This is a genomic window from Pseudanabaena sp. 'Roaring Creek' (genome assembly GCF_001402795.1).
Classification (GTDB): Bacteria; Cyanobacteriota; Cyanobacteriia; order Pseudanabaenales; family Pseudanabaenaceae; genus Pseudanabaena.
Window position 1 is genome coordinate 1 of sequence record NZ_LIRE01000021.1, and the last position, 7,718, is coordinate 7,718.

The following is a 7,718-nucleotide window of genomic DNA, read 5'->3' on the forward strand; positions in this document are numbered from 1 at the left end:
ATAAAACCCAAGAATTAATTGGCGGCGCTTCGCGCCGCCAATTAATTCTTGGGTTCTGATTTGTCTTAATTCAAGTGACTGTGGCTATAAAAACTACAGCGCAAAGCACTCTAGTTTGAAAACCCAAGGATTGATTTTTGCGTGTTGCCTGCGTTAAGAACAATATGCGATTCTAGAACTTATTTAGCGGCGATCGCTTTTTCGGCTTTCACTTCATTGAGACAAGTTCCATTTTGCTCAAATTCTGCGATATTTGAGAGCGTGGTATCCGCAATATTCGCCAAGGCTTGACGGGTAAAAAATGCCTGATGCCCCGTAACGATCGCATTTGGAAAAGTTAGGAGGCGCTGAAAAGTATCATCTTGAATTACCCGATTCGATAGATCTTCAAAAAATAGGTCTGACTCCTGTTCGTATACATCTATGCCCAGATAACCAATGGTGCCAGATTTCAATCCATCGATCGCAGCTTGCGTATCAATCAAACCTCCGCGACTTGTATTAATCAACATTACGCCAGTTTTCATTTGCGCGATCGCGCGATCGTCAATTAGATGATAGGTATCAGGAGTGAGCGGACAATGGAGCGAGATGATATCAGATTGAGCCAACAATTCAGGTAAAGAAACATAGGTCATGCCTTGATCGAGACAACTGGGATTGTGATAGGCATCATAGCCGATCAAGGTACAGCCAAAGCCCTTCATAATTTGCGCGAAAATCGCCCCAATTCTTCCCGTTCCGACTACTCCCACCGTAGTGCCATGCAGATCGAAACCAAGCAATCCTTCAATCGAAAAATTTCCTTCGCGAACGCGATTATAGGCTCGATGCACTTTACGATTGAGCGATAAAATTAAAGCTACAGTATGTTCGGCAACTGCAAAAGGAGAATAGGCAGGAACTCTGACGATCGCTATTCCCAAGTTTGATGCGCTTGCTAAATCCACATTGTTAAATCCAGCCGAACGTAAAGCAATTAATTTTGTACCGCCTTTAGCCAAAATTTCGAGCATTTCGGCATCAAGATAGTCGTTAATAAAAATACAGATTGCAGGAAAGCCGATCGCGAGGGAAATTGTCTCTTTACTGAGGTGACATTCAAAGAAAACTATTTCATGCTGAAATCTTTCACTGGCAAGATTGAAAGAATCGCGATCGTAAGATTTGGCATTAAAAAAAGCAATTTTCATAATTATATAAAGTCAAAATTTTCTAAAAATAATAAAGGCTCGCCTAGCGAGCCTTTATTATTTGCGGTTCTAAGAACGGGCTAAAAGTTAACTACCGACATTAATAGTTGCCTTAGCGGGATCGTAGGGTTGTAATTCTACCTTCACTGGTTTCACATTCCAGATCTCATCACAATATTCCTTAATCGTGCGATCGGAAGAGAACTTCCCAGAACGGGCAACATTGAGAATGCTCATTGTCGTCCATTTTTCAACATCCTGATAAGCTTCGCTAACCTTAGCTTGACAATCTGCGTAGGCTTGATAATCAGCCAACAACATATAGTCATCACGATGCAAAAGTGAATCGACTAAAGGCTTGAACAAGTCTCTCTCGCCTGGAGAGAAATATCCCATGGCAAGGCGATCGAGTACATTGCGAAGTTCTTCATTGCTGTCGTAGTAGTCACGAGGATTATATCCTTGAGACTTCATCTCTTCAACCTCAGAGGCAGTAAGACCGAAGAGGAAGAAGTTATCGTCCCCAACTTCTTCGCGAATCTCAATATTGGCTCCATCTAAAGTTCCAATCGTTAAGGCTCCATTCATCGTAAATTTCATGTTGCCAGTTCCAGAAGCTTCCTTCCCTGCTGTAGAAATTTGTTCGGAGAGATCGGCCGCAGGATAAATCAATTGTCCGAGTGACGCACTAAAGTTAGCCAAAAAGACCACCTTAATTCTGCCATGAACGTCGGGATCGCGATTGACGACATCAGCCACAGCATTAATCGCTTTAATGATTAATTTCGCCATGAAATAGCCAGGGGCAGCCTTACCGCCAAAAACAAACGTCCGAGGTGTGATATCGATATTGGGATTCTGTTTAATGCGCAGGTATAGCCCAATGATATGCAACAAATCGAGATGTTGGCGCTTGTACTCGTGGATCCGTTTTACTTGAATATCGAAGATGGAATTCACATCAACTTCGACACCATTGTGAGAGCGAATGTAGTCGGCGAGTTTTTGCTTGTTCGCTTGCTTGATTTGTCGCCAGCGATCGCGAAAATCGCGATCGTCGACAAATGCTTCAATCTTACGGAGTTCATCCAAATGCTTCAGCCATGTATCGCCGATTTTTTCGGTAATGAGTCCCGACAAGGCAGGATTGGCTAGCAATACCCAACGGCGAGGAGTAACCCCATTGGTCTTGTTGTTAAACTTCTCTGGCCATAGCTTGTAGAAGTCTTTTAATACATCTTGCTTGAGTAGCTCAGTATGTAACGCCGCAACCCCATTTACAGCATGGCTGCCAATGGTTGCAAGGTTTGCCATACGGACTTTTTTACCACCGCCTTCTTCGATAATAGATAGGCGTGATAGCAATTCATCATCATCGGGGAACCAAGTCTGCACATCTTGCATGAAACGATGGTTGATTTCATAGATGATTTCTAAGTGGCGAGGCAAAAGACTCTCAAATAGCGGTACGCCCCATCTTTCTAGAGCTTCAGGCATCAAGGTGTGATTGGTGTAAGCAAACGTGTTTTGGGTAATCCGCCATGCTTCGTCCCAGAATAGCCCATGTTCGTCAACTAGTAAGCGCATCATTTCCGCAATACTGATCGCGGGGTGGGTGTCATTTAATTGCACCGCCGCATGATCGGCAAGATTATCCAGACGACCGTATCTGTTAAGGTGGCGACGAATGATGTCTTGAAGCGAGCAGGATACAAAGAAGAACTGTTGCTCTAGGCGTAATTGACGACCCTGAGGGGTATTGTCGTTGGGGTAAAGGACTTTGGAAATGGTTTCCGATTTGATCTTGGTCGCTACCGCACCGTCATAGTCGCCAGAGTTAAAAGCTTGGAAGTTAAAATCTTCGCCTGCTTCAGCTTTCCAAAGACGGAGGGTATTAACGGTATTGGTTTGATACCCAGGCACTGGGGTATCGTGGGGAATCCCTTCGACGGTGAAGCTGGGGATCCAACGGGTATGGGGACGACCGCGATCGTCATTGTAAATTTCCGTATGACCGCCAAATTTGACCTGTACCGTGGACTCGTAGCGCACTACTTCCCAAGGATTACCACAGCGCAGCCATTTGTCGGGGATCTCCACCTGCCAACCATGCTGAATCGATTGATTGAAAATACCAAACTCGTACCGAATGCCATAGCCCATTGCAGGAATTTCTAAGGTGGCAAGGGAATCGAGGAAACAAGCAGCTAAGCGCCCCAGTCCACCATTGCCTAAACCTGGGTCGGGTTCTTGCTCTAGGATTTCGGTGAGATCCAGCCCTGACTCTCTGACCGCTTGTTCAATGGATTCGTACAGATCGAGATTGATCAAGCTGTTACCGAGGTGTCGCCCCATCAGAAATTCGGCGGAGAGATAGTAAACGGTCTTGATGTCTTGCTCGTGGTAGACCTTGAGGGTTTGAAGCCAACGTTGCAACAGGCGATCGCGGGTTGTATAAGACAACGCCATGTAATAGTCGGTAAAATTGGCGAGAATAGCGAGTTTGCCTTGTATGTAGAACAGATTATCGGCAAAGGCCCGCTTGAGGGTTTCGATACTTAAACCTGTGCGATCGTCTTCTACCGTAATATTGCTGGTTTGATTAGCAACATTTGTTTGCATAGAATTATTCCTGAATGGTTACTTTGTCTTATTGCCGTTCTGCTGACCCTAAGGCGGAGGGTAATGCCCCTGTCCTATCCAAGCATAAACTTTGGAATGTTGAACACTTATTAACTGATAATTTATGTTTGAGGGGCATAATATTTACGATTCCCTGACATTAGCTAATTTTTTTGTGAAAAAACTGCCTCATTAGCGCTGGGAGATCCTTGGAGACACCTCAAGATGAAAGTACCTGTAAAAATCAAAAAAGAGATCGTCACCTCTTGGTGGATTGACAATTTAATTGACAGTTTAATTGTTGCATTTCTTTACCTTGCGATTAGTGCCTTGGTGCTACAGCTACCCCAGTCCCAGTTAGGCTCCCCAGTTTGGCCGCCTGCGGGCATTGCGGTAGGAGCTTTGTTAGCAAGGGGGCGATCGCGATGTTGGGGAATATTTTTGGGGGCAGCCCTAAATAGTTTTTTTGTCTCTAAGGCTCCCTTTCTGTTTGCCCTTCTGGCAGGATTGGTACCTATGATCGGCGCTTTGACATCTACCACATTAATTTTATTTTTCAACAAGACGAATAATTTCCTAAGTTACGTTAAAAACTTTGTGAGATTTGCTCTTGCAGCTACCTTTAGTGGAACTATTCTCCAAGCATTATTAGGGACTCTAATAGTATCTTATGCAGGGTTAATTACATGGGATATTTACTGGAAGGTGGCGTGGGGATGGTGGGTTGGAGATGCGATGGGAGTCTTACTCTTCGCACCTTTGGTATTTGTATGGTGGAGTAAGCAATCAACAATAACACCTATTACTAATAACAAATGGAGCTTTAGATCTAATAGTAAAGAGTTGTTTTTATGTTTGTCGATCTTAGGCATAACATCCTATTTTACGATCCTCGGAAATCAGCCCCTTGAGTATTTTTTGTTGCCACCGTTACTATGGTCAGCATTCCGATTTGGTTCCAAAATCACAACCCTGACAGTTACATTTACTGCCATGATTGCTGCTATAAGTACCTCCTATAAGTTCGGTAGCTTTTATAAGATTTCTCAAGAGATGAACTCTTTGATCTTCCTCCAACTATTCATGGGGGTAATTTTAATTACCACATTAATGGTTCTGGTACTTGCGGAAGAAAATAATCGCAATTCGCAGGAATTACAAGAGCAAGTTATTCTTAAGGATAAAGCTTACACTCAGCTAGATCTTATCAATCGGGATTTAGAAGAAATTATCCAAACAAGAACGAGTGAGTTATTAGAAGCTAATCGAGAAATCAAATTTTTAAATGAGCAATTAACCGTAGAAAATTATCGAATGAGTTCGGAGTTGGCAGTTACTCGACGATTACAGAAGATGATACTGCCTAGGACAAAAGAGTTGAATACTATTAAAGAATTAGATATTGTAGGATTTATGGAACCTGCCGATGAGGTGGGTGGTGACTATTACGATGTTTTACAACAAAATGGACATATAAAAATAGGGATCGGTGATGTTACGGGTCATGGTTTAGAAAGCGGAGTAATCATGATCATGTTGCAAACGGCGATCCGAACCTTGCTCATTAATGGAGAAAAGAATCCCGTCAATTTTTTATCTACGATCAATCATACTATTTATGAAAATCTTCAGCGTATGAATTGCGAGAAGAGTTTGAGTCTAATTCTGATTGATTACCACGATCACGTACTGCATTTGAGCGGACAACATGAAAGTGTAATCGTGATTCGAGATAGTGGAGACGTAGAGATAATTGATACAGATGCCTTAGGATTTCCCATTGGCTTAACCGATGAAATCTCTGAATTTATTTTTGAGACCGCTATAAATTTAAATCTAGGCGATGTAGTTGTTTTATATACTGACGGTATTACGGAAGCGGAGAATAGTACTAAGGAGTTGTATGGACTTGATAGATTGATTCATACGATCGGTAAATTCCACCGAAATTCTGTCGATCAAATTAGAGAGGCTGTGATAACTGATATCCGCGAATTTATCGGTTCTAGCAAAGTATATGACGACATAACTCTCGTGGTCATGAAGCGCAAAATCTAAAAAAACTATTTTTTGTTTTCAAATGAATGCATACTCATTTGAAAACAAAAAATAGTCATAGTAAGGGTTTTGAGTTTTCATTTTGCCGTAGGCAAAATGAAAACTGCAATAACGTTAGCTTTGGCGATTGACCTCTTGCAATAACCATTCATCAACGGGTTGTCCATCCTTGCGGGTAAGTTCTATCTCTACTACTACAGAAGAATTTGAGCCAACAGCCGCCATTTTGCGATGGAAGCGAATCATATAGTCTTTGGGATTATGATTGCGTTCTTTGAGCCAGTCTTGGACTTTTAGGTCTGCAAATAGCGATTGACCTTGCTCGAACATTCGCGTAATTTGCATTCTGATCGTAAAAGGATTGACTTGAGGCATAACTTTTTTCTGTCTATTCTCTGTCTATTTCTGTCTATAAGTTGCGATATAGCAATTCTAAATTAGTTGCGGGAGGCTATTGCTTTAGCACGAGATAATATAATTCTCCATCGTCTTTTATTAGCCCTGCTCTTTGCTTGGCGCGATCGCCTGTTCCCATAAATATATCGACTCGTCCCGCCCCACGAATTGCGCCACCAGTATCTTGATCGAGAACAAACCGTTGAGTTTGGCGCAATTCCAGTTTACCCGTCATGGGATTTTCCAAGGGAATTGTGGTGCGGATCAGGGCAAGTCCTCCCGATGGGAAGATCTTTTTGTCTGTCGCGATCGATCGCTCGGCACTTACAGGCAAGCCGAGACTACCCGTCGCTGGTCTTCCATTCGTTTCCCGAAAGAAGACAAAGCTGGGATTACGATTGAGATACATGACCAAGTCTTGCGGATTTTTTTGAAAATATGCGATCAGGGTTTGCAGAGTCACATCCTCAAGGCGCATTTTTCCATCTCTGACTAGCTCTGCCCCAACGGAACGATAGGGCTGATCGGTTTTGCCAGCATAGCCAACGGTTAATAAATTTCCATCGGGTAATTCAAATCTGGCGGAACCTTGAACGTGAACCAAAAAAGCCTGAAAGCGATCGCTTAACCATGCAATTTCTAACCCCGCTAATTGCTTGCTACCCTCGAGCATCGCACGGGTGGGATGGGGCGACTGCCATTGGTCAAAGTCGGGGGGTAAGCGATAAAGAGGATATTGATACTCAGCATTGCGCGTACGGCTAGCCTTGTATACGGCTTCATAATAGCCCGTGAACTGAACGCTACCACTTCCATCACGCCCGACCGACTGATAGAGATCAAATTCGCGACTTACGGCCTGTTGTAGATCCTTAGCAGTACGCGATACCTGTACGAGGCGACGAAACCTGACTAAGCTCCGCTCCATCAGATCTTGACTAATTCCCGCCACAGGGTAGCGGTTAGCAGCCGATGGGGTGCGGATATATTGGATGCTATAGTCGATCGCTTGGAGGAGATTAGGGCGATCGCTCTCCAACAGATCGTCAGTTAGATCGACAGTAAGGGGATTAACTGCGCGAGGTGATATTGGCACAACCGCCTGTGCTAGTTTGAGTTCGGCGGCTTCGAGAGGAGCTTGAAAATCTGTCTGCATATAGCAGGGTGGCACTGCACAAATTAACCCCACACAAGTTGCAAATAAAATATCCCCGCCTCGATATAGAGCCGATTGCCATGCAAAGGCTTGCTGTCTCCCCGATTTTTGATATTGTGGCGATCGGTGTAATCGACTATGGGCATGAATGCGATCGTTTTTAGAGCCAGTCACCCTTATAGAACTCCTCGTTAAAAAATTTAATTTACAGTCTTATTCTTGGCAATACCAGTTATCTCAAGAATTTAGGTGGTAAGGATGGGCGGCGCTTCGCGCCGCCCATCCTTACCTAT

At 43.6% G+C, this 7,718-nt stretch carries 5 protein-coding genes; 1 reads left to right on the top strand and 4 read right to left on the bottom strand.

Going from position 1 to position 7,718, the window contains the following annotated elements:
* Window positions 1-179: 179 nt before the first annotated feature.
* On the bottom strand, window positions 180-1,193 hold the full coding sequence (locus AC805_RS00575; RefSeq protein ID WP_055073607.1) for a 2-hydroxyacid dehydrogenase: 1,014 nt from the start codon (window positions 1,191-1,193) through the stop codon (window positions 180-182).
* Between the two features lie 87 nt (window positions 1,194-1,280).
* The gene (locus AC805_RS00580) at window positions 1,281-3,815 is read right to left on the bottom strand and encodes a glycogen/starch/alpha-glucan phosphorylase (RefSeq protein WP_055073608.1); all 2,535 of its coding nucleotides are present in this window, start codon (window positions 3,813-3,815) and stop codon (window positions 1,281-1,283) included.
* Between the two features lie 225 nt (window positions 3,816-4,040).
* Between AC805_RS00580 and AC805_RS00585 the strand changes: the two genes are divergently transcribed.
* The gene (locus AC805_RS00585; protein ID WP_055073609.1) at window positions 4,041-5,873 is read left to right on the top strand and encodes a SpoIIE family protein phosphatase; all 1,833 of its coding nucleotides are present in this window, start codon (window positions 4,041-4,043) and stop codon (window positions 5,871-5,873) included.
* A gap of 114 nt (window positions 5,874-5,987) precedes the next feature.
* On the opposite strand, the gene AC805_RS00590 is transcribed toward AC805_RS00585, so the two are convergent.
* Together AC805_RS00590 and AC805_RS00595 are read right to left on the bottom strand one after the other, a co-directional pair.
* Window positions 5,988-6,248, bottom strand: coding sequence for a hypothetical protein (locus tag AC805_RS00590; RefSeq protein WP_055073610.1), 261 nt, complete (start codon window positions 6,246-6,248; stop codon window positions 5,988-5,990).
* A 76-nt stretch (window positions 6,249-6,324) separates the two neighbouring features.
* On the bottom strand, window positions 6,325-7,599 hold the full coding sequence (locus AC805_RS00595) for a murein transglycosylase A (RefSeq protein ID WP_055073611.1): 1,275 nt from the start codon (window positions 7,597-7,599) through the stop codon (window positions 6,325-6,327).
* Window positions 7,600-7,718 lie beyond the last annotated feature (119 nt).